Below are 23238 nucleotides of genomic sequence, written 5' to 3'. Positions count from 1 at the left end.
CAGGTGCTAGTGCTCGAAAGGGCGTGGGAGTTCGAGTCTCCCCATCTGCACCACTCAATGGCCAGTCCTTGGGCGGTGCAGATTGCGAACCACGAAAGTTGTGAAGAGTTAAGCAAGACCGTAAAAAGAGCGTGCTCTCGATAAAAAGCACAACCGATGCAGATGTGGTGGAATTGGTAGACACGCTAGCTTCAGGTGCTAGTGCTCGAAAGGGCGTGGGAGTTCGAGTCTCCCCATCTGCACCACTTATTCCGGTTAAAATCCGGTAAGTGGTGCAGAACTTCGGTTATCCCCTCAGCGTTACCGCTTGATAAAATCCCTCCGTTTTGCCTTTTTTGCTCAACACTCCTGTTATTCGTTATTCGTTATTCGCCTCCTTGCCTTGCCTGTACACCCTTATCCTTTTGCGCCGCCTCTTCTAACCCTATAAGTTATCCGGTAGATTCCATCGCTACTGTTCCTGTTAACTTATGGCTTGTCGTTGGATTCATGAATACCAAACAGCTCACCGCCTTTCGGGCCATTATGCAGCAGGGCTCAATGAGTGATGCCGCCCGTCGCCTGGACGTGTCACAGCCGGCCATCTCGCGCCTGATCCGGGATCTGGAGCAGGATCTGGGCTTCAGCCTGTTCGAGCGGCGCAATAGCCGGGTTTACGCCACGGCGGCGGCGCGGGCTTTCTATCGCCAGGTGCAGCATCACTTCAGTGGGCTCGACCGCCTTGAGCAGTCGGCCGATCAGATTCGCATGATGAAAAGCGGCAGTCTGCGTATTGGCGCCATTCCGGCGCTGGCCCAGACGGTGTTGCCGGCCATTATCGCGGGCTTTCGCCGCGGCCGTGATGATGTGGCCATTAGCCTGGGCAGCTACGAAACCGATGAGCTGCTGCCCCGGGTGGCGGGCCATCAGTTTGACTTGGCACTGGTTGAGCTGCCGGCGGATACCGCCGGCGTTCAGTCGGGGCCGGCCTACAGTGCCGATCAGGTGTGTATTGCCCCGGCGGGGCATCATTTTGGCGCCAGCGCTCGGGTGCGGGTCGAGGACCTGGAGCATGAGCCCTTTATCAGCGTCGGGTGTTCTGACTCCGCCTGGTATCAGCGCGCCCAGCGGCTGCTGCGTGACTGCCTGGTGCGCCCGGATGAGGTGCTGGCGGTGGAGCGGCCCATACTGGCGCCTGCGCTGGTGCGAGAAGGCGTCGGTGTGGCGCTGGTGGACCCGTTCAGTGCGCTGTTGTTGCCGCAGGACACGGGTCTGGTGAGGCCTTTTGAACCGGCCCTGTCGTATTGCATCGGCTTTGTGCAACCGCTGGGGCGGGAGCAGACGCAGCTTGAGCGGGCCTTTATCGACAGCTTCGAAGCCGGCGTCGGGCGTGCTGTAACCCTGCAGCCGATCGAACCTGACGAGGCCTCCGCGGTCTGAAATACGGGTTTTTCGGGGGCGGGCTAATCCGCCGGTTGTGCGCCTGCGTAAAGAAAAGTTAAGCGCACTGCGCCGGCAGATGGAATCCCTTATGCTTACGGCTATCGCCCTTCGACCACAGGAGACCCGGAACGCGTGCTCAAGCTCAGGCCCCCTCTGCTGTATTCAAGTTTGCTGCTGCTGTTGGCCGGTTGCAGCAGCAGCGTCATCCGCACGGACACGCCCCCGCCAGGACTCCCCGACCAGTGGCAAAGCGCCGGTACTGAGCGCGCCGAACCTGTTCCCGGCTGGTTGCAGAGTCTGGAGGATCCGGCGCTGGAGGCCTTGGTGCAGGAAGGTCTGGCGGGCAGTTACAGCCTGGCCGAACAGCGCGCCCTGGTACGCCAGGCAGAACAGAGCCTGGTGATCGCAGGAGCCCCGCTCTATCCCGAGCTGCAGTTCGATCTTGACGCCGGGCGCAGAGGCAGTGGTAGCGGCAACGGAGTGTCCAGTCTGGACGCCGATCTGACTCTGGGCTGGGAACTGGACCTGTGGGGCAAGCTGAGTGACAGCGAACGCCAGGCCAATCTGACCCTGGCGGCGCGGCGGGGAGATCTGGCGGCCGCCCGCCTGACCCTGGCCAGTGATCTGGCCTCTGCCTGGTTCGAACTGCAGGCCGTGGAGCAGCGTCTGGCGCTGTTCAGTCGTCGCCTGAGTAACCTGGAACAAAATCTCGAGATTATTGAATCGGGCTACCGGCTTGGCCTTGGCAGCGCGCTGGATGTGTATCTGGCGCGGAATGATGTGCAGAGCGAGCAGGCCCGGGTGGCCGAGCAGCGCCAGTCCCGCACCGAGGCCGTGCGTGCGCTGCAACTCTTACTGGGGCGCTATCCCGATGGCCGCTGGGCCTCGCTTGATGCCCTGCCGGTACTCGATTCGGCGCTGCCGGCCGGCGTTCCGGGCACGCTGTTGCGCCGCCGTCCTGATCTGACCTCGAGCTGGATGGAGCTGCTGGCCGCCGATGCCGCCCTTGCGATCGCGCACAAGCAGCGCTTCCCCAGCCTTACTATCAGCGCGAGCCTGGGAGACAGCGCCAGCCGCCTGTCAGATCTGCTCGGTGGCAGCCTGGCCTGGTCTCTGGCCGGTGGGCTGACGCAGCCGCTGTTCAATGCCGGCCGTCTCAAGGCCGGTGAAGCCCAGGCCAGAGCTCGGGTGGAACAGCTCGAACAGCAGTATCTGGGGCTGGTGTACAGTGCCTTTGCCGAAGTTGAAACCGCCCTGAGCCGCGCCAGTGCGTTGCAGCAACAGTATGAGCAGTACCTGCAGGCCGAGCGCAACGCGCTGCTGGCAGAAGAACTGGCGTTTGCGCAGTACCGCAAGGGGTTGGTGGAATACAGCACCGTGCTGGAAGCCCAGCGGCGCTCGCTGGATGCCCAGAGCACCGTCATTGGTCTGAGGGCCGATCTGCTGACCAACCGTGTGGCGCTGTACCGTGCCCTGGGGGGCGATTTCGCCCCGGTTAAAGCCTCGTCCGGCACCGCCACTGCTCTTCCCCCCGTGGCTGCGCCGCCCTCCACTCCGTCCGCAATCCTATCTGGCGATCAAGACGCATGATCAGAAAATTCCTCCCCGTTGTTGTGTTCGCCGTCTTCGTGGCCGCAGCTGCACTGATAATGCTCAATCGTCCCCAGGCCAGCCGCAACAGCAGCCCGCCGGTACCCAGCGTGCGCGTTGAGGTGCAGGTGCTGCAACCGCAGGACTATCAGGTTCGGCTGCAAAGCTATGGCGTTGTGCGCCCGCGCACCCAAAGTACATTGCTGCCCCAGGTGGCCGGTGAAATTCTGGAGGTAGGCGCGAATTTCCGTGAAGGTGGCTTCTTTGAACAGGGTGATCTGCTGCTGCGCATCGATGCCCGGGATTACGAAGCGGCGCTGGCGACGGCGCGGGCGAACCTGGCCCAGGCCGAGCAGGCATTGCAGGAAGAGCAGGCCCAGGCCGAGCAGGCGATACAGGATTGGCGCCGGCTGGGGAATAAGGAGGCGCCGCCTGCGCTGGTGTCTCGCCAGCCACAGCTGGCCGCCGCCAGGGCCAGCATGGGCTCGGCTCAGGCCGCTGTGCGTCAGGCGCAGCTGAATCTGGAACGTACCCGCATCCTGGCGCCCTTTGCCGGACGGGTGCTGTCCAAGTCGGTGGATGTCGGGCAGCTGGTCAATAGCGGTACTACCCTGGCGGAAATCTACGCCATTGATTATGTCGAGGTACGACTACCACTGAAAAACCAGGATCTGGAGTATATACGCCTGCCCGAAGCCTACCGTTTCGACAACGCGCCAGAGCAGGCGCTGCCGGCGGTCACACTGCACTCCACTCTGGCCGCAAGCCAGAGCTGGCAGGGAACCATTGTGCGTACCGAGGGTGCGATTGACAGCAGCAGTCAGCAGCTGCATGTAGTGGCGGTAATTGATGATCCCTACGGGCTCAAGGCCAAGGGCCGCCAGCCATTGAAGATCAATCAGTATGTCAGCGCCCAGATCGAGGGCCGGTTGCTGCAGTCGGTGCTGGTGATCCCCAACAGTACCCTCTACCAGGGCAGCTATGTCTATCTGGTGGATGATGGGCTGCTGCGGCGTCAGGATGTCGAGGTGCTGTGGCAGAACGACACCCAGGCCCTGATCGGCACGGGACTCAAGGCCGGTGAGCAGCTGGTGACGACAGCGCTGGGCCAGGTCAGCAGCGGCACCCGCGTACAGGTCACCAGTGGCGCCCAGGCGAATGGTACCGAGGCGGATGCCGCGTCAGGGCCTGGCAAGCGCGACGGCAAGGGTGCTGGAAGCAAGGGTGCCGGATCATGATCGCCTGGTTTGCCCGTAACCATGTTGCCGCCAACCTGCTGATGGTCTGCATTCTGTTCGGCGGCATCATGTCGCTGTCGACCCGTATTCCGCTGGAGGTGTTTCCGTCTTACGTGGCCGATGTGGTCAAGGTCTCGGTTTCGCTGCGCGGCGCCACGCCCGAGGATGTGGAACAGGGCGTGACGGTCCGCATCGAGGAAGCCGTACAGGATCTGGAGGGCATCGAGAAGATCAGCAGCCGCTCGCAGGAAGGCGCGGCCACAATCGATATCGAGATCGACAGCGATTACGACCCGCGCGAGCTGCTGGCCGATATCAAGAGCCGTGTCGATGGCATCAATACCCTGCCCACGGCGGCGGATCGGCCGGTGATCAGCCTGGCGACGCGCAAGCGCGAGGTGCTGTCGGTGACGGTGTCGGGGGATTTTTCCGAGCGTGAAATCAAGGAGTACGCCGAGCGGGTGCGGGATGATCTGTCGCGTCTGCCCGAGGTGACTCAGGTTGATCTGGATGCGGTGCGCGATTATGAAATTTCGGTTGAGCTGACCCAGGACCGGCTGCGCGAATACGGCCTGACACTGGCGGACATTTCCGCCGCCATCGACGGCGGCTCCATCGACCTGTCGGCGGGCAACCTGCGCACCGATGGCGGCGATATTCTGCTGCGCTCCAAGGGGCAGGCCTACCAGCGCGACGAGTTCGAGCGGCTGGTGATCAAGACCAATCCGGATGGCAGCATTATCCGGCTGGGGGATCTGGCGCGGGTCAATGATGGCTTCGAGGAAACGCCGCTGCGCACCCGCTTTAACGGCCAGCAGGCGGCGCTGATCGAGGTCTACCGGGTGGGCAACCAGAGCGCCATTGGTGTGGCTGATGCCGTGAAAGGCTATATCGACCGGCAGCAGGCGACCTTGCCGGAAGGCATGACGCTGAGCTTCTGGGATGACGACTCCGAGGTGGTAAAAAAGCGTCTCAATACCCTGCTGTCCAATGCGCTGCAGGGCGGCATTCTGGTGCTGTTGCTGCTGACGCTGTTCCTGCGTCCGTCCATCGCCTTCTGGGTTTTTCTGGGCATACCGATCAGCTTTATGGGGGCCTTCCTGATGCTGCCGGTGTTCGGGGTGAGCCTGAATATCATGAGCCTGTTTGGCTTTATTCTGGTGCTGGGTATAGTGGTGGACGATGCCATTGTGACCGGGGAAAACGTCTACAGTCACATGCGCCGGGCCGAAAGCAGCCTGCATGCGGCCATTCGCGGCACCGAAGAAGTCGCCATCCCGGTGACCTTCGGTGTGCTCACTACGGTGGCGGCCTTTCTGCCGCTGGCGTTTATCGAGGGCGGGCGTGGCGTGTTCTTTGCGCAGATTCCGGCGGTGGTGATTCCGGTACTGCTGTTCTCCCTGATCGAGTCCAAGTTCGTATTGCCCGCGCACCTCAAGCATATCCGCCTGCGCCAGCATACGGCGGGACAATCCCGGCTGGAGCGCTGGCAGCAGGGTTTCGCCGATGGTTTCGAGCGTGCGGTGCTGCGCTACTACCGCCCGCTGCTCAAGCAGTGCCTGCGTCACCGCTATCTGACGCTGGCCATCTTCGGCGGCATCCTGATCCTGATTCTGAGCATGATTCTCAGTGGCTGGACCCGTTTCGTATTCTTCCCCCGCATCCAGAGCGAAACGGCGCGGGCGTCGCTGACACTGCCCACCGGCACCCCGTTCGAGGTGACCGATCGCTACATTGTGCGCATGGTGGACGAGGCCCGGGCGCTGAAGGACAAGTACCGCGACCCGGTTTCGGGCCAGAGCGTGATCCTGAACATTCTGGCGAGCACGGGCTCCGCCGGCGGCAGCTCCCACACCGGCGCAGTGCGGTTTGAGATTCTGTCACCGGAGCAGCGTTCCAGCGAGGTGACCAGCTCGGAGCTTGTGCGTGAGTGGCGCAATGCCGTGGGTCAGGTGCCCGGAGCCGAGTCCCTCACCTATCGCGCCGAGTTTGGCCGCGTGAGTGATCCGGTCGATATCCAGCTCAGTGGCCAGGATCTGCGCCGCCTGTCCGAGGTTGCCGACAAGGTGAAGACACGCCTTTCGACCTATCCGACCCTGTTCGATATCGTCGATAACCTGTCCGATGGCAAGGAGGAAATCCAGCTGGAGCTGACGCCCCAGGGCGAGGCGCTGGGATTGTCCCGAACGCAGCTGATCAGCCAGGTGCGCCAGGCGTTTTTCGGCATAGAGGTGCAGCGGGTGCAGCGCGGGCGGGACGATGTGCGGGTCATGGTGCGCCTGCCGGAATCTGAGCGCCAGTCGGTTGCCAGCCTGCAGGGCATGCTGATTCGCCTCGATGATGGCAGCGCGGTGCCGCTGTCCCATGTGGCGGCGCTCAAGCCCGGCAAGAGCCCGACGGCGATCTACCGCGTTGACCGCTTTCGTACCGTCAGCGTAACCGCCGATCTGGACAAGGAAAACACCAACGTGACGGTGCTGAACGAGGATCTGCGCCGCTTCCTGGATGATCTGATGCTGCAGTACCCGGGTGTGGCTTATAGCCTCGAAGGTGAAGCGCGGGAGCAGCAGGAGTCCTTCGGCTCGCTGCAGCTGGGTCTGGCCTTCGTGCTGTTCGTGATTTACAGCCTGCTGGCGATTCCGTTCCGCTCCTACCTGCAGCCGCTGATCGTGATGTCGGTGATTCCCTTTGGCGCCATAGGCGCGGTGATCGGCCACTGGATCATGGGCATGGATCTGACCATCATGAGCATGATGGGGCTCATGGCCCTGGTCGGTGTGGTGGTCAACGACAGCCTGGTGCTGGTGGACTTCATCAACAAGCGCCGCGCGACGTCCAGCGGCAGTCAGCGGGCATTGCTGCGCTCGGTACTGTCGGCCGGCAGCTCGCGCTTTCGCCCTGTGCTGCTGACATCCCTGACCACCTTCTTCGGGCTGATGCCCCTGCTGTTCGAGGAATCGACCCAGGCGCAGTTCCTGATTCCCATGGCGGTATCACTGGGGTTTGGCATCCTGTTTGCCACCTTTATTACCCTGCTGATGGTGCCGGTGAACTACCTGGTGCTGGAGGATCTGCGGCGCTTGCGCCGGCGGGCGCGGTCGCTGGAGCCGTTGCCGGAAGGCTGACAGGACGGGGGGCCCGAGTTCGAGGATATTTAACCCTTGGGCAACAGGCCGATCCAGTGATCGCCCGGCCAGGGTGGGCCTTGTGTCACTGATGCGGCCACGCAGACGCCGCGGCCCAGGGTCAGTGTTTCGGGCAGGCTGTCGCACAGCAATTCGGTCTGGTCGATGCGGTCGGCGACCCCGAACAGGCCCAGCGCCTGGGCCTGGCTGAACTCGACGGTGCGCTGTGCCGATTCCAGGATCTGCCGGCGCTGGGTCTCGTCGAGCTGTGGCCAGGCGATGAGTCCGACCTTGGCAAGTCCGCGGTTGATGCCCATGCGCCAGGGACCATTCTCGAAGCCGTGCGCCAGGGCCCGGTCGAACTCCTCGTCGAATTCCAGCAGACGCAGCTTGACGAAGGCCAGCAGCACCCAGGTGTCGGGCCAGTTCGGACGGGTTTCGATGGCGAGCCTGTAGGCGTCCCGCGCCCGCTGCCGGGAAGGCTCGGCTACGGCATCACCAAAGTTCAGTTCATGGTGCTGCCACTCGTAGATCTGACCCAGACGCTCGTAGTAGTCGCCATTGGCGCCGGGGTAGAAGCTCAGTGACCGCTGCGCGGCGGCTTCGGCAATGTCCCAGGCTTGCTGAGAGGGAACAGTACCGAGTCGTTCCCAGTCCTCGACAAAGCGCTGCGCCTGGTAGGCGGCGATACCCGCGATCATCAGGCGCAGGCCGGCAACGGCCAGCGCCAGGGCGCAGAGCAGCAGCACGCCGAGCCCCAGTTGGCGCAGGCGTGACGGAACCTGGCGGGCCTTGGGGGTGCTCATCGGTCGAAGTGCTCCAGGGCTATTTTCCAGGGATTGGCGTTCACCAGCGCTGCGGCGCGCTCTGCCCCGATCAGCTGCTCGGCGACCATGACGGCTTCTTGCAGGCGTGGCGGTCGGCGGTCGCTGTTGTGGGCGTCGGTGGCCAGGATGGTCGCCTGCCCCTGACGCAGCAGGTCCGTCGCGATGTCGCGGGCGGCGTCACCGAAATGCCCTGTCAGGGACGAGGCCGTTACTTGCAAGAGGCAACCCTGTTCGAGGAAAGGCCTGAGCCGGGACGGCTGGCGCATGATGCCCTTGTTGCGTTCCGGGTGGGCGATCATCGGCAGGATGCCGCGGTCCTTGAGCCACTGGGTCAGGCGCTCTGCGCCGAAGGGTATCTCGCCGTGGGGGAACTCCAGCAGCAGCACCTTGCGGCCCTCCCACGCGCCCAGGAAAGGAATTTTTGCGTCGGCGACACCGGCCATCAGCTCGAGGCCGAAACGCACTTCAGCCGCCGCCGCGACCTGCAGGTCGATGCCGGCGCCGGCCAGCGCCTGCTTGAAGCGCGCCAGGGCATCGGCGATCGACTGCGGCGTGTTTTCGTAGCGCCCGGGGTGGATATGGGGCGTGCAGACCATGTGGGTGATGCCTTCGGCCACCGCTAGGCGTGCCAGTTCCAGCGAGGTCTCCAGGTCGGGGGCACCATCATCAATGCCCGGGAGCAGGTGGTTGTGCAGATCGATCATGCGGTCATCCTCTGGCTTCAGGCCGGCTGGTCGCCGCTGTAGCCGTAGTAATCGTAGTAGCCGCCGTAGCGGTAACCGTTTTTGTTCGCCTTTTCGACATCGACCTGGTTCAGCACCACACCGGATACCGGTGCCCGGTTCTGCAGCAGTCGGCCAACACCGTTTCGAACCAGCGGTATCGAGGTGGATTCCGCCTTGATCACGTAGATTACCGAGTGGGCGAGGGTCGAGAGTACCAGGGCGTCGCTGACCGCCTGGGTGGGCGGCGAGTCAATGACGATGCGCTCGTAGGTGCTGCCCAGCCCCTTGAGGGCCTCGGCGAAGCGCTTTGATGACAGCAGCTCGAGCGGGTTTGGCGGCACGGTGCCGGCGCTGATCAGGTCGAACCCGTCCAGCGCTGTGATGCACTCTTCCAGTGCCGCCGTGCCGGCAATCAGGTTGGCCAGCCCCGCCGAGCCGACCGGCAGCTCGAAGTTCTTGGCGGTGGTCGGGCGGCGCATGTCGGCGTCGATCAGCAGGGTCTTTTCCATCTGGCCGAGTGCGGCGGCCAGATTCGCCGCAACGGAGCTCTTGCCTTCGCCCGGGATCGACGAGGTCACGAGAATCACTTTCTGTTCCCGGTTGAGCCCCGACAGCACCACGCCGGTACGCAGTGTGCGAATGGCTTCGAGGAAGGTGCGGTCCGTCTGTCCCGCCTGGCCGAACGACTGGGCGACATCCATGCGCCGCTTGTTCTTGAGCAGCGGCAGGATGCCCAGCACCGGCAGGTTGAGCTGTTCCTCGATCTCTTCGGTGCTCTTGAAGGTGTTGTTTAGCATCTCCAGCAGCATTGCTAGAGCGGCACCGGCCATCAGCGCCAGCAGGCCCGCCAGCGCGACGATCAGCTTGCGGTTGGGCTTGACCGGCTCGTCGGGCCGCACCGCCTTGTCGACGATGCGGGCATTGGCGGTCTGCAGGTCGGAGGTCGCCGAGGTTTCCTTCAGGCGGTTCAGGAAGGTGTTGTACAGCGACTGGTTGCTGTCGACCTCGCGCTGCAGCTCACGCAGCTTGAACTCCTTGCGGGTGATGTCCTGGATCTGGTCCTTGTTGAGCTCGAACGAGGATTGCAGCGAGTCCTCGTTGGCGACACTCAGCTGGTACTCGCGCTCGATGCCGGCGACCACCTGTTCCACCTGGGCCTTGAGGCTGGCGGTGGCGGTCTCCAGTTCGGAGCGCGCCGCCACCATCTGCGGGTGCTTGGGGCCGTAACGGTTGGACAATTCCTGCACCTTCGACAGGGCGCGGGCTTCCTGGGCCTTGAACTGCTGCGCCAGCGGGTTGCTCAGCACCGCCGGTGCCGACGCCAGCCGCTGCCAGCCGCCGCTCTTCATCTCGGCGACCTGGCGGTACTGGCTCTCGGCCGTGGCACGATCGCGGCGGGCGTCGATCAGGCGGTCGCTGGTGCGGGACAGCTCGCCCGCGCTCACGGTGGTGACCGCGCCCCGCAGGTCGACCAGGTTTTCCTTGTCGCGAAACGCCTGCAACTGCCGTTCGGATTCTTCCAGGCTGGCTTTCAGCGTGGCGAGGCGCACGTTTATCCACTGGGTGGCGTTATTGGTCAACTCCAGCTTGGCTTCCATCTGGCTGTCGATGTAGGCGCGCGCCAGGGTATTGGCGGCCCGGGCGGCGGTGGCGGCATCGGTCATCTCGATCTGCACCTTGACCAGCTGGGTCTTGGGAACCGGTGCAATCCAGGTGCGGTCCATGAAGGTCTTGACGGTCGCGTTGAAGGCGTCGGCCGCGACCTGTTCCGGGTCCTCGACGGCGATGTCATCCGGCGTCGTAAACGGCAGCCAGCTGTTGATGTCGAGCAGGCCGCTAATGCTGATCAGCGGCGCTGACTGCTGCCGCGGGTCGAACTCCGGATGGCTGTCGAGACCGAGTTCATAGACCACCCGCTCGGCCAGTTCACGGGATTTCAGCAGCTCGAATTGCGTTTGCAGGTATTCGCTGCCGCTGCCTTCGATCCCGTAGACCTGCTGGATCGAGAGTACCTGGGCGGCCTGCTCTTCGATCAGCAGGGTCGAGGCGGCACGGTAGACTGGTGTCATGGACAGCACCACCAGGGCTGCCAGCATCATGACCACCAGGGTCAGGGTGGCGATGCTCCACTTGCGGCGCCAGAGCGGCTGGCAGAGGCGCAGCAGGTCGATTTCATCATCCCGGATGCGCTCCGGTTCCCGTTCACGAAGCCGCTCGGGATGCGTGTGCTGTTGCGGAATCAGACTGATATCCATGGTCAGAAGAAACTCTGTTCAATAGTGATGAGGTCGCCCGGCATGATCCGGGTCTCGAGCGAGGCTGGCTGCGGTGTACGATCGGCATCAAGGTCGCGAATGACACTGAGCTTGCTTTTGGAGGCTCGCTCGGTGAAACCACCGGCCAGGGCGATCGCCTTGCGCAGGGTCAGGCCTGGCTTGAACGGGTAGCCGCCCGGGCTCTTGACCTCGCCGTTGACGAAAAAGTCGCGGTACTCGAGGATCCGCACCGACACCCGGGGCGCCACCAGGTAGTCGCCCTTGAGACCACTGACGAGTTGCTGTTCCAGCTGGCTGGCGGTCTTGCCCGCGGCATCGATGTCGCCGAGGAACGGATAGGAGAACTTGCCTGTATCGTTGAGGCGAACCTTGTCCAGGCTCAGATCGGCCTCGCCGAATACGTTGATGCTGATGACGTCACCGGAGCCGAGACTGTACTGGTTGTCGTCGGCTGCCCAGGCCGTAACGCTCAGCAAAAGGCCCAATACCCAGACACCCGACAGAAAACGCGCAAGCATAGTGTTCTTCCTGAATGCAGTTAACAGAAAACGGTTCCGGGATCGAATCCCGCATTTTTAAAAAACTTGAGAACGGTCATAGGTTCAGGTTCAAGCCGGCCAGGTACAGACTGCGCTCAAAATTCTCCTGGTCGACGTTCGATTCCCGTTGCCGATAGCGGTAGCCCAGATCCAGCGACAGCCAGCGACGGAACTCCCAGGTCAGGCCAAGGCGATAGGTATCCGTTTCGTCGTGACGATTGGCTGCATTGGCGTAATCCATTTTTGACCTGACGACGGCCAGCTGGGTCGAGAAGAAGCCGTTCCATGCATGGTCCCACTCCAGGCCCGCCATGCGGGTCTCGACGAACTGTTCCTCGCTGCTGCCCTCGTCGATACCCTGGCGTGCTGTCAGCCGGACGCTGGAATAGGTGCGCGGTTTCCAGGTCAGGTCGGCGTACCAGGCGGTGAGGCCCGGGTCCGATGCTGCCGGGTCGTCGAAATCCTTCTCCTCGCGGCCGACCTTGAAGGAACCTGAGGTCCTGGCGGTCGCATCGAGGGTCACGCCGGCGAGGTAGCTGCGGTTGACGCTGTCCAGGGTTCGGGCACTGAGGTAGTCGAAGTCGCTCGAACCGATCTCGAGCAGCGCACGGGTTTTGGGGGCCAGCCGGTAGTAGGCGGTTGCGCTCAGGCTGCGGGTATCGCGGTTCTTGTCCTGATTCAGGGTGCCACTGTTGTCGTAGCGCCGGTGTTCCTGGTCGGCGGCCAGCTCGATTTGCATCGCCGCGGACTCGACACCCAAGCCATAGACGGCGCCAATGTTACGGGTGTGGTACTTGTCATTCTCTGCCCGCGAAGTGGCATCGGCGGTGTTCTCGACGCGGTCGTAACCGGCATTCAGGTCCAGGCGGTGGCGGCTGGTGAACTCCAGATGCGCATCGGCATCGAGATGATGATCGGTGTTGTCGTCGTCGTGGCTGGCGTGGTAGATATCGGCGTCCAGCGCGTAGCGCAGGCGGTATAGGTTCAGTCGGTCCTGGGCAGCGAGCTCCAGTGCCGGCGCGATGGTGGTGATCCAGCTGGACTGGTTGTCCGGCTCGGCGGCTTCGCGGAAATTGTCATCGTAGGCTTTGCTCAGGCGCAGGGTCGGTGTCAGGGACAGCTCGCCCACCCGGATATCGGCCGGTTCGCCGGCAATAACCTGTAGCGGCAGAATGACCAGGGCTGCGACCAGCAGGTGCCGCTGTCTAAGGTTAACGGGCGTCGGGATCATCGTCGGGTCATGGCTCAACATCAGGAAGTCGGGGTAAGTGCCGGGCCGGCATGCGCCGGCCCGGCGGTCAGCGCCGCTTAGTGCGGGCTGCCCGGGGGGGTGCCGCCCAGACCGACACCGTTGTCGGCGCCATTGCCCTTGCCCTGGCTTCCGGTGCCCTGGTAGTCGCTATTGCTCTGGGCTTTCACGACTTTGCCAGGTGGTGCTGCAGATGCAGCGGTGGTGGTCAGGGTAGACGCCAGAGCGCCGGCCATGACCAGAGCCGTTAATGCTTTGCGCATATTAACTCCCTCAGTGGTTAATGGTTGAACGTATATCGGGGCAGCCAGGCTGACCGCGAACGCATAAACACTTTCCATTCGCAGAGTTCGGTTAAATGACTACAGCCAGTAAGTCGTTCAACCGTATCCGCATACAAAAAGCCCTTATATCTTGCCAAATAATTCCAGTATGTAAAATGTTTTATATTTTTTGCTGCAATGCGGAAGCTATTAAAGCGAAAAATCGGAAATTTGTCTCCGTTAAGCGCCATTTATCGAAAAGTAGCCGACCAATAAATCATAAATTAACTGAGTATAAACTGAATGAATCCGATAAGCGCCTGACTCCGGATAGCATGAACCTGCAATCGGAAGCCGATACGATCGGGTGCAGGAGGCACCTGACGTCTGGCTCAAGGTGAAGCAGTTGGAATTAAATAACTTTATGAATTTAATTAAAATTATTGTTTGTTCTTCACCCGTGCGCGCTGTTTACTGTCTGGATGCCGTGTTACCGAGGCTGTTTTTGTCGCTGTCGCCGGTCGCAGGCGCCGCCGCGTTTGAGGCTCTGTCGCCAGATTATAACAGTTGTCGCTGTGCCGATCTGATAGGGTTAATTTAGCTTGTTTTAAGCATAATTGTCGCGGTTTATGGATGAAATATGACTTTTTTGTTTTCGTTTATTTAAATGCTGCAGTGCATAATTAAAAATATGCAGTGACGGGCATTAATTATGTATCCATAAGGCAACACTTGAGGCGTTAACATAGTGTTAATTTAATCGCGGCTAGCATCATCTGACCGGTTTATTTATGATTCAGGTTGCCGGATACATTAACACCTGACGGATACTGTTATGAGTCCGAAACGTTCTCCCCTCGATACCTTTCTCATTGCCGCCACCCTGTTGCTGCTGCTCTGGCTGCCGATGCCACTGGGCAGTGACCGGGACTGGTCGGCCGGACTGCTGGTGCTGTGCACCGCCCTGCTGACCGGTCTCTTCAGCGCGTCTAAGCTGCGGGCACCGCCGGGCGGAAATCGGGCGTTGCGTGCCGCCTGGCCCTTGCTCGCGCTGTTGGTCAGCGCCCAACTCTGGGTGGCGTTGCAGCTCCTGCTGGGGCTGAGCCAGGACAGGGGGGCGAGCCTGCAGTACCTGTTGCTCGGCTGCGCTTATGCAATGCTGTTCGGGCTGATCGTGGGGCTCTTCAATAGCCGCCGACGCCTGACGCTGCTGCTCAGCGTGCTGGTTATCAGTGGCACCCTGCAGGCATTCTTCGGCACCCTGATGACGCTGTCCGGCGTCGAATGGCTGTTAACTGGTAGCAAGGACAGCTATCTCGGTGATGCCACGGGCACCTTCGTCAACCGCAACCACCTGGCCGGATATCTCGAGATGACCCTGGCCTGCGGCATAGGCCTGCTGCTGGCGATGCGCGACGGCCGCCCGTTCCGGTGGCGCTACGTCCTCGAGCTGCTGGAGGGGCCCAAGACCCGCCTGCGTCTGGCGCTGGTGATTATGGTGATTGCGCTGGTCATGACCCATTCCCGGATGGGCAATGCCGCGTTCTTTGCCAGTCTGATGATGGTCGGCGGCCTCTTCACCCTGATAAACCGGGAGCACCGGCTGCGCAACGGCCTGATTCTGCTCAGCCTGGTGCTGATCGATGTGCTGGTGATCAGCCAGTACTTCGGGTTGGATAAGCTCAAGGAGCGGTTGCTCGACACCCGGTTCGAGGACCGGGTCGTCGACGGTGAGCTGGTCGCCAGTGCCAACGAACAGCGCGACGACATCTTCGGCTATGCACTGCCGCTGCTGCACGAGTCCCCGTTAACCGGTATTGGTGCCGGTGCCTTCGAGTCGGCCTTCCAGCGTTATCCCGGCGCCGATATCCGGCTGCATTTCGACCATGCCCACAATGACTACCTGCAATTTGCGATCGAGTTCGGCCTTATCGGGCTGCTGCCGCTGGCGTTGTTCGTCGTGATGGCGCTGTACCATGCCTTCAAGGCGTTGTGGCGGCGCGAATCCTGGTACCGCAGCGGTGTCGGCTTTGGCGCCGCTATGGGGCTGCTGGCGCTGCTGATCCACTCGGCCACCGACTTCAATTTTCAGATTCCGGCCAATGCGGCAACCTTCGTGGTAATGGCCGCCATTGCGGTACTGGCGAACCAGCATCACAAACCCTCCCGCCGGCGCCGCCCCACAACCGGCGAGGCCGCCCGGGGCTGATCAGGCACGGGCGCTGCGCCAGCGGCGCCATAACCACCAGAACGCAGCGGCGAGCAGGGTGCCGGCGATGTTGGCGATCGCATCCTCGATGCTGAATACCCGCCCGGGCTGGAACCAGTGCTGGGCGACTTCCAGGGCCGGGCCCAGCATCAGAAACAGTGACCAGAACGGCAGCGCCGACAGCCGGGTCAAGGCGGCGCGACCGCTGAGCGTCAGTGCCGCGAATGCCAGCAGATGCATGAACTTGTCCGACTGCTCGAACAGTTCCGGCGGCGGCGTTGGCCGGAAAATGCCGTACATAAGCACCAGGCCGCAGGCCAGAAAGACGCCTGTCAGCCAGCGTTGCCCGGGAGCCGGCAAGGCATTCAACTGCGGTAGCCCTGCGGATTCATGGCCTGCCAGCGCCAGGTGTCGGCCATCATGTCGTCCAGGCTGCGCTCCGCACGCCAGTTCAGTACCCGGTCTGCTTTTTCCGGGTTGGCCCAGAACGCCGGCAGGTCGCCGGGACGCCGCGGCGCGAAATGATAGGGCACCGGACGGTCGCAGGCCTTTTCGAATGCCTGCACCATCTCCAGTACCGAGTACGCCTGGCCCGTGCCGAGGTTGTAGGCCTCGATGCCCGGCTGCCCCAGGGATTCCAGAGCCCGCAGGTGGCCTTTCGCCAGATCGACCACGTGCAGGTAGTCTCGCCGACAGGTGCCGTCGGGGGTGCTGTAGTCGTTGCCGAATATCGACAGCGCCTCGCGGCGCCCGATGGCGACCTGGGCGATATAGGGCATGAGGTTGTTCGGGATGCCCTGGGGGTCTTCACCGATGCGCCCGCTGGGATGTGCGCCGATGGGATTGAAATAGCGCAGCAGCGCCACCGACCAGTGCGGGTTGCTGGCGCACAGATCGGTAAGAACCTGCTCGAACATGGCCTTGCTGGTGCCGTAGGGATTCGAGGTGCGGCCCCGGGGCTGGGTTTCCACATAGGGTACAGGCGCTTCCTCGCCGTACACGGTGGCGGAGGAACTGAAGACTAGCCGGGTAACGCCGGCGGCCGCCATGGCCTGGCACAGGGTGACCGAGCCACCGACATTGTTCTCGTAGTATTCCAGCGGTTGCGCCATGCTTTCTCCGACCGCCTTGAGGCCGGCAAAATGAATCACGCCGCCGATCTCATGCTGGGCGAAGAGCCTGTCCAGCAGCGCCCGGTCACGCACATCGCCCTCGATAACCTGCAGAGACGCCGGCGTGCCGGTCTCTCCTGCAACGATTTCCGCGACACGCTCCAGCGCGCAGGCGCTGCTGTTGCTGTAATTGTCCAGAACCACCACCTCGAGACCGGCCTGCAGCAGTTCTACGACGGTGTGGGAGCCGATATAGCCGGCCCCGCCGGTTACCAGAATTTTCATAAACGTCCTCGCTCGGCCCGCGGGCCTTGTTGTAATGCCTGTGGCGGTCAACGGCGCCAGATGGCCAGTGTATTGAAGCCCAGGCGCCGGCGCACCCAGAACACCGCCAGCAGATTCTGCCCCGCGATCGCCAGGGCGGTGGCTACCGCAGCGCCGACTGCACCGTAAAGCGGGATCAGCCAGAGGCTGAGCAGGATACTGCAGGGTGCAACCACCAGCAGGCTGTTGCGCATGTCCTTTTCGTGGCCGGTCATCATCAGCAGGTAGCCGACGGACCCGGTCGCGACATTGATAAACTGGCCGATGGCGAGAATTCGCAGCAGCGGCGCCCCGGCGACGAATTCATCGCCGAACAGCCACATCAGCCAGTGCGGGAAGCATACCATGAGGGTAACGACCGGTGCGGCAGCCAGCAGCATCAGCCGTACCGACGTCAGCGCGACGCGCCTTACGCCGTCCAGGTCACCCTGTTTGTGCATGGCAGCGAAACGGGGGGCGACCACCAGGTTGACCGCCATCAGTATGAAGCTGGTCAGTAGTGCGGTCCGCTGAGCAACCGCCAGCTGCGCAATCTCCTGCGGTGTGATGTAGGCGCCGGCAATGAACTGGCCCGACCACTGAATCAGCTGGCTCATGACCAGCACGATCCACAGTGGCAACGCCGGCGTCAGTATCTCCCGCCAGCCCGTCGGCTCGTCCGTCTGCGCTTGATGCGAGGCCGTGGCGCGCCACCAGAGTCCCAGGCCGATCAGCAGCGAAAGCAGCGCCGCCGCGCTGTAGATCCAGGCCGCTTCTGCCGCCGTCAGCAGGGCCAGTAGCAGCAGGCCGGCGCTGAGGACCAGTGGCGTGAATATGTTCAGCGTCGCCACAGACGCCACCACCCGGTGCAGCCCCTGCAGGCTCATGCCTACCAGCGTGAACAGCGCCAGCGCCACCATGCCGGGCGCCATGGCGCTCAGGACCGGCGCCAGTTGCGGCTTGCCGAAAAGGTCGCGGGCTATAGGCCCGGCGAACCCGGCCAGCAGTGCCGCCACCAGTAACGCGATGGCGCCGGCCAGCAGCAGGCTGCGGCCCAGCACCTGCCGGACCCGGCACAGGTCCTTCCCGGGCATGGCGGCGCCGGTCTGTCGCAGCACCACGTTGTCGAGCCCTGCGCGGCTGATGGCGGCGAGGAAGGTGATGATCGAGAAGGCCAGCAAAAAATAGCCCGACTGCTCGGCGCCCAGGGTGCGCGCCACCACCAGGCTCATGACGAAACCGGCACCGGCGCCGGCCAGGCGCACGACCAGTGCCAGCAGCGTGTCCAGGGCCAGGGTGCGGCTTTCGCTGCGGCCTTTCAGCAAGGCGGCGATCATGGCGAGGTCGGCAACGGCAGGCCATCGTTGGAGATAAAGCGGTCGAGGGAGTCGAGCAGCTCGTCGGACGCGAAGGGGGAAATCTGTTCGCCTTCGAGGGACTGCAGGTTGTCGAGCAGGCGCAGCAGTTCGTCGTTTTCGTAGGCGATATAGCAGCCCTTCAGTTCCTCCAGCTTGCGACAGGTCGCCAGCTGGTGTTCGTTGCGGTGTTCACCCAGTGCAGCGATGCGCGGGAACACGACCACCGGTTTACCGGCCATCAGCGAACTGAGAATGGTGCCCATGCCGGCGTGGGCCAGGATGAAGTCGGCCCCGTCGAAGGCCGTGGCGTACTCTTTTTCATTCAGGAATGCACAGTATTCGAAGTGCTGCGGCTGGTAGGCGGCGTCGCCGATCTGGGCGAAGATCTTGATGTCCGGGTTGCGGGCAGCCCAGCCATCGAGCAGTTCCACCAGGCGGTCGAAGGGCAGCTGGGTGCCGACGGTCAGGAAAATCATAGCACTCTCCCCTTGTATTCAGGCCCGTCCACGGTGGCCAGTTCCTGCCACTGGGTCAGCCAGAGGTCGGCATACTTGCGCACCTTCTGTCCAGACAGCGAAAGCTCCTCGGCATTGGCGATGCTGTCCAGCCAGATGGTGCGGCTGCCGATGCACTTGCCGATCAGCAGGGCAAAGAATCCCGGAGCGGCGCCTGTCGAGATGATGATGTCCGGGCGCACACGCACACAGGTGACCAGCAGCTGGCAGAACAGCAGCAGCAGGCGCGCTTTGGAGTCTAGGTTGGCGTCGGTGACCCGGACGAAGCGGGGCAGCCCGCTCATGGCCTGGTTCGAGACATAGGTCGTCTCGTATCGATCGAGCAGCGGTTTCAACCTCATCAGCTGGATGAAGTGGCCGCCCCTGGAGGCGACGGCGAGTACCTTCTTGGTTTTCATGGGGTTGCCAGCTCCTGGTAAATGGTGCGGATTTTGGAAACATTGGCCTTGGCCGAGAACTGCGCGTTGTAGACCTGGTTGGCGTTGCGGGCGCTATGCTCGATCAGCGCCGGATCCTGCAGCAGGCTGCCGATCCTGCGGGCCAGGCTGGCGGTATCGCCGGCGTCGATCAGGAAGCCGACCGAGTCGTCGGTGATCAGGTCCGGAATCCCCCCGACCCGGGTGCTGACAACCGCGAGGCCTGCTGCGAAGGCTTCCAGAATCGCAATGGGCATGCCTTCGTTGTAGGACGGCAGCAGCAACACGTTGCAGGTCTTCAGCAGTTGCGACTTCTGCTCGCCGCTGACCCAGCCGTGCACCTCGAAGTAGGGCTCGACCTTGAGCTCGGCGATCTTTCGCGTCACCTTGTCCTGTTCGCCGTTGCCACCGACATGGATCCTGAACCCCCGGGGCAGCTGTTCCTTGAGCGATGACACCGCGTCGATCAGGTCGTAGATGCCCTTGCGTTGTCCCAGGTAGCCGAGAAAGAGGAAGTTAAGATTCTGCGTTTCATCGTATGGCCGGCTGGGCAGCAGCTGCTCGAACTGCGCCGACGGGAAATTGTTGACGATGACGATGTTGCGGTTATCGCAGATGCTGGTGAGGAAGTCCTGCCAGTATCGAGACAGCACGAAGATGCAGTCCGAACGGTTCAGGACGTAGTGGACGACTTTTTTGTAGAGCCACCCGGCCTTGCGGTAATAGTCGGCAAATTCCGAGCCGTGCAGGTGGAAAATCACCCGCACGCCGAACAGCCGGCACAGCCATATGAAAAGGCTTTTGCGGTAGATGCTGCCCTTCATCGATCCGTGAATATGGCAGATATCGATTTCCTTGCGCAGCAGCAGGCCGATGAACTGCAGCAGGGCCCGGGCCGCCAGCACAACCCGATGGACGGCGGAGCCTTCCTCGTGGGTATAGAGCTCGTGGTATTGCAGATCCCGGTAGACGCCGGACTCAACGTGATTTTCGATCACGGCCCGGATGCCGCCCCGGGCCCGGGTGCCCAGGATCGCAATCCGGGTGGTCTTGTTAGTTGTCATCATCCTTCACTGTCACCTTCAAATCATCCAAATAGAGGTAGCTTCCGTCCTCGAAGTCCCCGTAGAGCCCGGCCTTGAAGTAAGGCCCCAGCGGGCACTCTATATAGGTCTTCGTGTTTTCCAGAAGCCGGTATTCGCTCGTGCCGTTGGCATCGCTGATGCTGAGCGTGAAAAAGCCATCGTTGCCGGTGGAGAGCAGTGCATCGATCTGGAACCTTGTCCAGGCCCCCCGCAACACCGGCTTCTTGAGTACCCGGTCACCGTTGGCAACCTGGAGGTTGCGGATATTCAGGCCCCAGTGGCCGTTGTCCAGTCTCAGGTGGTAGTTGCCGCCCCCGAAACAGGGCTCCTGCCAGCCGATCACCTGGGCGACGGTGCCCCTGTGGCGGGGGCTGAAGCCGTCGGGAATGAACAGCGCCCAGCTGATGTGCAGCGGTTTGTTCAGTGGCAGGCGGACGCTCGAGATCTCCGTCCGGTTGCGGGCGTACTCCAGTCTCAGCGAATGGGTGCCCTCGGCCGCCTGCTCGGTGCTCACCACGGGATAGCGGTTGTGCCGGCAGCCGCCGCACAGCGAATGGATGCCCGAGCCTATACCGTCTTCGAAGCCTTCCTGCAGGAACCTATGTTCGCCGCTCAAGGCCTGAGTGGTACCGCCGAATGCCAGCAGTGCCGCCGTGGCCAGCCCGGCCAGGATCGTTTTATGGAGCATGGGCCGCTATCAGACGCTGTCGGCTCTGGTTTTCCGACACCATGATGAACCAGCCAAACATGACCAGGTAGAAAATCGACTGCAGGTTCGACGACAGCAGGCTGGTCAGAAACAGGATGAAGAAGATCAGCCGGGCGTTGAAGCCGACGAACTGGTTGGCCAGGCAGACGATCGACAATACCAGCAAGCAGAGCCCCGGCAGGCCCGTTTCACCGATGACATGGGGCCAGTAGGTATCGTACAGATACAGGCCCCGCTGCACCCACCAGAGGTCGCTGAGGTCGCTGAGGCTGTAGGCATTGGTCATGTCGGCGGCCGCATGGCTGCCGATGGTGCCCCAGCCTGCGCCCCAGTAACTGCTGTTCAGCAGGGTCTGTACCGACTGGTAGAAGATCCAGGAACGCGGCGAAGGCAAGGACTCTACGAGCCCTGCATAGAGGCCGGGTTTTACCAGAACGCTGATGCAAAAGGCCGCGCCGACGGCGAGGATCAGGTGGCCAAAATGGGCACTCAGGTACAGCTTGTGCCGGTCTTTCATCAGATAGATGGCGTAGCAGCTGCACAGCAGCAAAAACAGCTCCAGCCGCTGAATGGTCAGCACGGCGCAGAGCGTGAAGAGCAGAATGTACAGGGGCCGCCGCAAGCGCGTCATGCTCTGGTCCGACGATAGCAGAATGATCGCCAGCAGCGAGAAGATCGCCAGCTGCGACGGATGCCAGAAGACGCCCACGGCGCGCGGCAGCTGCAGGCCGCCGACGTAACCCCGCTCGAAGTGACCGCCGTTGGAAAACAGACTGTCGTAGGCGCCGGACGCTCCGAGCTGGAACAGGATCAGCGGTATCGACAGCAGCAGCACTAGGGTGCAGACCTTCAGGCTTTTGCGGCTCCAGCGGTCGCTGCAGTGCAGTACGCTGAATGTCACCATGATGGCGATGTATTTGATCTCGTGATAGAGCTGGTAAAAAATCACCGCGCTGCTTTTGTGGTTCAGGTACGAGATCACTATGCCGTACAGCAGGTAGAGCCCGTAAAACAGCAGACTGAAGGCGATCGGGCGGCTGAGGCGCCCATTCAGTATCAGGGCGCAGATTGCGAGCGCTGCGATGGGGATCAGCTTCTCCAGCAGGTCGAATGGCTGGTACAGCGTCGGGCTCAGCTTTTTCAGAAAGCCGAAGAGGATTTCCATGAGCACCAGGACGAAAAAAAGCCCCGGCAGGCTCAGCCTGGGTCTTTCGGTCATCACGAGCTGTACAGGCCCCGCAACAGCTGCGCATCGATGGCGGCGTCGTCGATTTTGTCCAGTTCGTCGCGGATGCATTCATTGAAAAATGCGCGGTCGCTGGGGCTGAGCTGCGATTTTTCCCCGACGTTCAGGCCGGTTATAAACTTTTTGGACGCTGTGACGACCCTGCGCGGCAGCAGGGCGATGAAGGCGCTCTTGATGACGGATTTTCGCATCACCATCTTCTGCAGCGTCCTGGATTTCGGATTGCCGGACTTGTTGGCGTGTTCCAGCGTCCATTGCGCCGGTTCGATGCCAATAAAGGCGGCCAGCTCGTCCATGGTTGCCTGATTGTGCCGGATGTAATCGTCGTAACACACCACTTTCATGCGCTCGCCCAGCAGGCGCCGGGCGCCCTGCACCCGTTCCACATAGCGGCTCGAGTCCAGATAGCGCCAGATGGGCAGGTGCCGTTCCCGCTGGCCGTTGAGCTCGTCTTCCAGCGCCTGGCGGAAGCTCTGCTCTTCCCGGGCGTCGCGGACCATGTGCGAGAAAGCGGAAAATGCTCGCTCCAGCGGGTTGCGCAGCATGACGATGTAGCGGGCATGGGGGTATTCGTCGTTGATCATCGAGACGATGTCCAGATGCTCGATGGACATCGCCGAGGCATCAATGGTGACGCCGGGCTGGTTGTAGAGCTTGTTGTAGTCGATGCGCCTTTCGATGAACATCTGCGCGACAGTGTCGCGATCGGCGGGTCCGTCGAATGCGGTGCCCTTGAGGCGACTGAAATGAAAATGGGGTTCCTTCACCCGGTTATGGGCGACACCGGGATGATCGCACAACTGATCATACAGACTGGTCGTGGCGCACTTGGTAAAACCCAGAATGAAAACGTCTGGCATAGCTGAACCTCTGACTCGAACGGCCAGCCCCTGGGGGCTGCCGGTATTGCCGATTGCTGTGGAACACGGGGCTGCGCCGGTCGCGAGATCCGGGCCCGGCCGCCGGCCCGCGCGGTGAATTGACCGGAAAAGGCCGAGCATACTAGCCGCGACGGGCTAAACCTCGCATGA

At 62.2% G+C, this 23238-nt stretch carries 20 protein-coding genes and 1 tRNA gene; 6 read left to right on the top strand and 15 right to left on the bottom strand.

Going from position 1 to position 23238, the window contains the following annotated elements; genetic code table 11:
* Window positions 1-158 precede the first annotated feature (158 nt).
* From MRS74_RS20920 to MRS74_RS20900, 5 genes are all read left to right on the top strand, one after another.
* A tRNA-Leu gene (locus tag MRS74_RS20920) sits at window positions 159-245 on the top strand.
* Between the two features lie 244 nt (window positions 246-489).
* Window positions 490-1419, top strand: coding sequence for a LysR family transcriptional regulator (locus MRS74_RS20915; RefSeq protein ID WP_254582227.1), 930 nt, complete (start codon window positions 490-492; stop codon window positions 1417-1419).
* Between the two features lie 135 nt (window positions 1420-1554).
* Window positions 1555-3012, top strand: a complete 1458-nt coding sequence (locus MRS74_RS20910) for an efflux transporter outer membrane subunit (protein WP_254582226.1) — start codon at window positions 1555-1557, stop codon at window positions 3010-3012.
* Entirely contained in the window at window positions 3009-4250 is a 1242-nt protein-coding gene (locus MRS74_RS20905; protein WP_254582225.1) for an efflux RND transporter periplasmic adaptor subunit, read from the top strand. The genes MRS74_RS20910 and MRS74_RS20905 overlap by 4 nt, the downstream gene beginning before the upstream one ends.
* Entirely contained in the window at window positions 4247-7375 is a 3129-nt protein-coding gene (locus MRS74_RS20900) for an efflux RND transporter permease subunit (RefSeq protein WP_254582224.1), read from the top strand. Before MRS74_RS20905 ends, MRS74_RS20900 begins: the two co-directional genes overlap by 4 nt.
* A gap of 29 nt (window positions 7376-7404) precedes the next feature.
* On the opposite strand, the gene MRS74_RS20895 is transcribed toward MRS74_RS20900, so the two are convergent.
* The 6 genes from MRS74_RS20895 to MRS74_RS20870 all read right to left on the bottom strand — a co-directional run bounded on the left by MRS74_RS20895 (window position 7405) and on the right by MRS74_RS20870 (window position 13254).
* The gene (locus MRS74_RS20895) at window positions 7405-8181 is read right to left on the bottom strand and encodes a hypothetical protein (RefSeq protein ID WP_254582223.1); all 777 of its coding nucleotides are present in this window, start codon (window positions 8179-8181) and stop codon (window positions 7405-7407) included.
* Window positions 8178-8906, bottom strand: a complete 729-nt coding sequence (locus tag MRS74_RS20890; protein WP_254582222.1) for a tyrosine-protein phosphatase — start codon at window positions 8904-8906, stop codon at window positions 8178-8180. Before MRS74_RS20890 ends, MRS74_RS20895 begins: the two co-directional genes overlap by 4 nt.
* A gap of 17 nt (window positions 8907-8923) precedes the next feature.
* Window positions 8924-11182 (bottom strand): GumC family protein, encoded by a 2259-nt coding sequence (locus MRS74_RS20885; protein ID WP_254582221.1) that lies wholly within the window; start codon window positions 11180-11182, stop codon window positions 8924-8926.
* A 2-nt stretch (window positions 11183-11184) separates the two neighbouring features.
* The gene (locus MRS74_RS20880; RefSeq protein WP_254582220.1) at window positions 11185-11721 is read right to left on the bottom strand and encodes a polysaccharide biosynthesis/export family protein; all 537 of its coding nucleotides are present in this window, start codon (window positions 11719-11721) and stop codon (window positions 11185-11187) included.
* A 76-nt stretch (window positions 11722-11797) separates the two neighbouring features.
* On the bottom strand, window positions 11798-12994 hold the full coding sequence (locus tag MRS74_RS20875) for an outer membrane beta-barrel protein (RefSeq protein WP_254582219.1): 1197 nt from the start codon (window positions 12992-12994) through the stop codon (window positions 11798-11800).
* A gap of 56 nt (window positions 12995-13050) precedes the next feature.
* Window positions 13051-13254, bottom strand: coding sequence for a hypothetical protein (locus MRS74_RS20870; RefSeq protein ID WP_254582218.1), 204 nt, complete (start codon window positions 13252-13254; stop codon window positions 13051-13053).
* Window positions 13255-14089: 835 nt separating this feature from the next.
* On the opposite strand from MRS74_RS20870, the gene MRS74_RS20865 reads away from it, so the two are divergent.
* The gene (locus MRS74_RS20865) at window positions 14090-15463 is read left to right on the top strand and encodes an O-antigen ligase family protein (protein ID WP_254582217.1); all 1374 of its coding nucleotides are present in this window, start codon (window positions 14090-14092) and stop codon (window positions 15461-15463) included.
* Here MRS74_RS20865 and MRS74_RS20860 read toward each other — a convergent pair whose 3' ends face one another.
* The 9 genes from MRS74_RS20860 to MRS74_RS20820 are packed head-to-tail and all read right to left on the bottom strand — an operon-like array spanning window position 15464 to window position 23067.
* Window positions 15464-15832 (bottom strand): VanZ family protein, encoded by a 369-nt coding sequence (locus MRS74_RS20860; protein ID WP_254582216.1) that lies wholly within the window; start codon window positions 15830-15832, stop codon window positions 15464-15466. It lies immediately after the preceding gene.
* On the bottom strand, window positions 15829-16860 hold the full coding sequence (galE, locus tag MRS74_RS20855; RefSeq protein WP_254582215.1) for a UDP-glucose 4-epimerase GalE: 1032 nt from the start codon (window positions 16858-16860) through the stop codon (window positions 15829-15831). Before galE ends, MRS74_RS20860 begins: the two co-directional genes overlap by 4 nt.
* Window positions 16861-16907: 47 nt before the next feature.
* Window positions 16908-18215, bottom strand: a complete 1308-nt coding sequence (locus MRS74_RS20850) for an oligosaccharide flippase family protein (protein ID WP_254582214.1) — start codon at window positions 18213-18215, stop codon at window positions 16908-16910.
* The gene (locus tag MRS74_RS20845; RefSeq protein WP_254582213.1) at window positions 18212-18712 is read right to left on the bottom strand and encodes a glycosyltransferase; all 501 of its coding nucleotides are present in this window, start codon (window positions 18710-18712) and stop codon (window positions 18212-18214) included. The genes MRS74_RS20850 and MRS74_RS20845 overlap by 4 nt, the downstream gene beginning before the upstream one ends.
* A complete protein-coding gene (locus tag MRS74_RS20840) occupies window positions 18709-19149 on the bottom strand; it encodes a glycosyltransferase family protein (RefSeq protein WP_254582212.1) in 441 nt (146 codons plus the stop codon). The genes MRS74_RS20845 and MRS74_RS20840 overlap by 4 nt, the downstream gene beginning before the upstream one ends.
* Complete coding sequence (locus tag MRS74_RS20835) at window positions 19146-20234, bottom strand: glycosyltransferase (protein ID WP_254582211.1); 1089 nt, start codon at window positions 20232-20234, stop codon at window positions 19146-19148. Before MRS74_RS20835 ends, MRS74_RS20840 begins: the two co-directional genes overlap by 4 nt.
* A complete protein-coding gene (locus MRS74_RS20830) occupies window positions 20221-20940 on the bottom strand; it encodes a heparin lyase I family protein (RefSeq protein ID WP_254582210.1) in 720 nt (239 codons plus the stop codon). Before MRS74_RS20830 ends, MRS74_RS20835 begins: the two co-directional genes overlap by 14 nt.
* Complete coding sequence (locus tag MRS74_RS20825; RefSeq protein ID WP_254582209.1) at window positions 20930-22180, bottom strand: hypothetical protein; 1251 nt, start codon at window positions 22178-22180, stop codon at window positions 20930-20932. The genes MRS74_RS20830 and MRS74_RS20825 overlap by 11 nt, the downstream gene beginning before the upstream one ends.
* Complete coding sequence (locus MRS74_RS20820; RefSeq protein WP_254582208.1) at window positions 22180-23067, bottom strand: sulfotransferase family protein; 888 nt, start codon at window positions 23065-23067, stop codon at window positions 22180-22182. The genes MRS74_RS20825 and MRS74_RS20820 overlap by 1 nt, the downstream gene beginning before the upstream one ends.
* Between the last annotated feature and the right edge of the window lie 171 nt (window positions 23068-23238).

It is taken from the genome of Marinobacterium sedimentorum, assembly GCF_024267675.1.
Taxonomy (GTDB): Bacteria; Pseudomonadota; Gammaproteobacteria; order Pseudomonadales; family Balneatricaceae; genus Marinobacterium_A; species Marinobacterium_A sedimentorum.
The sequence above is the reverse complement of the archived record's forward strand: the minus strand, read 5'-3'. Positions and strand labels throughout refer to the sequence as shown.

Coding starts and splice junctions, on each gene's coding strand:
- MRS74_RS20915 (WP_254582227.1), top strand. CDS start 490: ATGAATACCAAACAGCTCACCGCCTTTCGGGCCATTATGCAGCAGGGC.
- MRS74_RS20905 (WP_254582225.1), top strand. CDS start 3,009: ATGATCAGAAAATTCCTCCCCGTTGTTGTGTTCGCCGTCTTCGTGGCC.
- MRS74_RS20900 (WP_254582224.1), top strand. CDS start 4,247: ATGATCGCCTGGTTTGCCCGTAACCATGTTGCCGCCAACCTGCTGATG.
- MRS74_RS20895 (WP_254582223.1), bottom strand. CDS start 8,181: ATGAGCACCCCCAAGGCCCGCCAGGTTCCGTCACGCCTGCGCCAACTG.
- MRS74_RS20890 (WP_254582222.1), bottom strand. CDS start 8,906: ATGATCGATCTGCACAACCACCTGCTCCCGGGCATTGATGATGGTGCC.
- MRS74_RS20885 (WP_254582221.1), bottom strand. CDS start 11,182: ATGGATATCAGTCTGATTCCGCAACAGCACACGCATCCCGAGCGGCTT.
- MRS74_RS20880 (WP_254582220.1), bottom strand. CDS start 11,721: ATGCTTGCGCGTTTTCTGTCGGGTGTCTGGGTATTGGGCCTTTTGCTG.
- MRS74_RS20875 (WP_254582219.1), bottom strand. CDS start 12,994: ATGTTGAGCCATGACCCGACGATGATCCCGACGCCCGTTAACCTTAGA.
- MRS74_RS20870 (WP_254582218.1), bottom strand. CDS start 13,254: ATGCGCAAAGCATTAACGGCTCTGGTCATGGCCGGCGCTCTGGCGTCT.
- MRS74_RS20865 (WP_254582217.1), top strand. CDS start 14,090: ATGAGTCCGAAACGTTCTCCCCTCGATACCTTTCTCATTGCCGCCACC.
- galE (WP_254582215.1), bottom strand. CDS start 16,860: ATGAAAATTCTGGTAACCGGCGGGGCCGGCTATATCGGCTCCCACACC.
- MRS74_RS20850 (WP_254582214.1), bottom strand. CDS start 18,215: ATGATCGCCGCCTTGCTGAAAGGCCGCAGCGAAAGCCGCACCCTGGCC.
- MRS74_RS20845 (WP_254582213.1), bottom strand. CDS start 18,712: ATGATTTTCCTGACCGTCGGCACCCAGCTGCCCTTCGACCGCCTGGTG.
- MRS74_RS20840 (WP_254582212.1), bottom strand. CDS start 19,149: ATGAAAACCAAGAAGGTACTCGCCGTCGCCTCCAGGGGCGGCCACTTC.
- MRS74_RS20835 (WP_254582211.1), bottom strand. CDS start 20,234: ATGATGACAACTAACAAGACCACCCGGATTGCGATCCTGGGCACCCGG.
- MRS74_RS20830 (WP_254582210.1), bottom strand. CDS start 20,940: ATGCTCCATAAAACGATCCTGGCCGGGCTGGCCACGGCGGCACTGCTG.
- MRS74_RS20825 (WP_254582209.1), bottom strand. CDS start 22,180: ATGACCGAAAGACCCAGGCTGAGCCTGCCGGGGCTTTTTTTCGTCCTG.
- MRS74_RS20820 (WP_254582208.1), bottom strand. CDS start 23,067: ATGCCAGACGTTTTCATTCTGGGTTTTACCAAGTGCGCCACGACCAGT.